At 33.6% G+C, this 2,426-nt stretch carries 3 protein-coding genes; all 3 read left to right on the top strand.

The window, feature by feature from the left end; translation table 11 throughout:
* Positions 1–14: 14 nt before the first annotated feature.
* Genes EQY_RS0109125 through EQY_RS0109115 form a run of 3 tightly spaced genes read left to right on the top strand, consistent with a single transcriptional unit; the run spans position 15 to position 2,124 of the window.
* Complete coding sequence (locus EQY_RS0109125; protein ID WP_001100258.1) at positions 15–305, top strand: hypothetical protein; 291 nt, start codon at positions 15–17, stop codon at positions 303–305.
* A complete protein-coding gene (locus EQY_RS0109120; RefSeq protein ID WP_001258407.1) occupies positions 275–646 on the top strand; it encodes a plasmid mobilization protein in 372 nt (123 codons plus the stop codon). Before EQY_RS0109125 ends, EQY_RS0109120 begins: the two co-directional genes overlap by 31 nt.
* Complete coding sequence (locus EQY_RS0109115) at positions 643–2,124, top strand: relaxase/mobilization nuclease domain-containing protein (RefSeq protein ID WP_024212484.1); 1,482 nt, start codon at positions 643–645, stop codon at positions 2,122–2,124. The genes EQY_RS0109120 and EQY_RS0109115 overlap by 4 nt, the downstream gene beginning before the upstream one ends.
* The last annotated feature ends 302 nt before the right edge of the window (positions 2,125–2,426 follow it).

Here is a 2,426-nt window from a genome sequence, read left to right as displayed (position 1 = left end):
AGGAATAATAGAATATGAATGTAGAAAACTTAATGAATAGTATGACTATAGAATATAAGCTCGAAATACTGGCAAGATTTTTTTATTACATAGAACATAACAAAGATATACCATTTAATGAAATCAATAGTGATGAGCGAGATTTATGTTATTTTGTGGCTCATAGATATATACAAGAGAGTAAAGCTGATGAGCTTATTGAAGCATTAATTATTGAAAATGATAACGACTACATAAGAGCAACAGATGATTACATTATCCAGAGGAATAAAGAATGCGAACAGATAGAAAAAGAGGGCGTATAGAAATAAATCACGAAGAACGCAGAGATATATCTATACAGTTTAGAGTAAACAAAGCAGAGTTTAAATATTTAAAAGAGCTTGTTGAAGCATCCGGCCTTGAGAGAGGCCATTACATCCGAAGAGAAATATTAAACTCTGAACCAGTGATAAAAAGAAAAATGCCTGAGTTTGAGCAATCGTTATATAGGGAAATACAACATCAAGGTAATAATATAAATCAGATTGCTAAAAAGCTAAATACGAATGAAGAATTTAAACAATCTGTAGCAGCAGAAGCTAACTTTGCCATAAAGCAACTTATGAAAAGAATATTAAAAGCTTGTGAGGTTTATACCGTATGAAAGGAAATGTGGCTAAAACAGGAAGATCATTTAAAAATAGAGTTGATTATATATTAAAAGATGATCACGATTTCATTTGTAGTAATATGTCAGCAGATAAAAATAATGTTAGTGATTTAACTGATGAGTTCAAAGCTGTAAGCAGTTTTAGACCTGATATAAAAAAACCAGTTTTTCACGCCTTTTTATCTCTTCCCAAGAATGAACATTTAACAGATGAAAAATGGCAAGAGATAGCAAAAGACTATTTGAAAGAAATGAGTATTGATATAGAAAAACATCAATATATTTGTGTGCGTCATAAAGATACAGATCAAGACCATATCCATATAGTGGCAAACAGGATCGGCCTTGATGGTTCTGTATGGCACGGTCAGCACTCAGCATTTAATACAATAGCAGCTTGTGAACGTTTGGAGATAAAGCACAGCTTAACGATTACCAAGAGCTTGCAGGGGCAAAAATCAGACGTATCAGCACCAACTAAGAACGAGATCGAGCAAGCCCTACGTACAGGAGAGAAACCAGCCCGTTTAGTGCTACAGAACGCACTACAAGCGGCTTTAGTCGGTAAGCCTGATTTGTCTACGTTCTTGGAACGTCTGCAGGCTGTAGGCATCGAGCCGGCCTTTAACGTTGCAAGCACTGGCAACGTCGCCGGAGTGTCATTTGGTATCAAAAATAATGAAAAAAATATTTTCTTCAAGGGATCATCTCTTGGTAAAAAATTCAGTTGGAACACAATTAAAGCAACGGTGAAATATGACAAAAATAGAGATGATGAACTCATTAGAAGATTCGCAGCAAGAAAAACAGATGACGAAAATAGTATTGGACGATCACCTATTGAACCAAATATCAATGACAGTAGAGCCGTTGACGGAATCAATGATGATACTTTCGGAGTCAGTCAGCACAGCATTAAATCAGACACAACAGACACTAACAAGAGTGAACAACTCATTAGAAGCAACAACAACAGCTTTAAATTCAGCGAAAAATATAATAGACCAACAAACAAAAAGATTGGAAGAGCAATACATAAAGCTGCACAAATACTCAACAGAGTTAAAAAACAATACAATCAAAAATCAAACAAAATTAATTATCAAGGTGGCTTCAATAGTGGGATGTCTAAATTTAGCGGTGGTTCTATTGGTAGGATACTTGATCATGCAGAAACAGCCAACGCAGCCACCAATCAATTTAGACTCAAGAGCGGTAGCCGTTTCAATAGTAGAGCAGCTAAGATCGAAGAAATAAGACGTAGACTTGGAATAGAAAAACCTGTTATTCAGCCAAGGAAAATACTTAAAGAAGAAATAAAGAAAAAGCCTTTAGGTTCGAGTATGAATGAAAATAGATTTAAATCGAAGTTAAAAGAAGCTCTTAAAAAAGGAAGGCCAAAAAATGAAACAATATCCTTACAGAAGGAAGATGAACAGAATTTAAAATCAAAGGCTTTTAATTCTCTTTAATGTGATATCAATGATTCAATGTATTAATATAGAAGGTTTACTTGCCTCAGGTGTAATTGTTTTTTTATTTATAGGACCGTTTGGAAGTTATACGGCCCTTTAGATAAAATAAATTGACGATGTAATCAGTAAATCAAAATGGGATATCATCCTCAAAATTAATAGTTCCAGTTATCTTTGTTTTAGAAATATCTTCTATCATTTTTGCTAGTTCATCTTTAATTTCTTCATTTCCATTTAATGCGTTAATCAACTTGTCATTTTTTGTGTCAATATCAATATCAATATTTCCTTTATATAAT

It is taken from the genome of Escherichia sp. TW14182, from assembly GCF_000208525.1.
Taxonomy (GTDB): domain Bacteria; phylum Pseudomonadota; class Gammaproteobacteria; order Enterobacterales; family Enterobacteriaceae; genus Escherichia; species Escherichia ruysiae.
The sequence above is the reverse complement of the archived record's forward strand: the minus strand, read 5'-3'. Positions and strand labels throughout refer to the sequence as shown.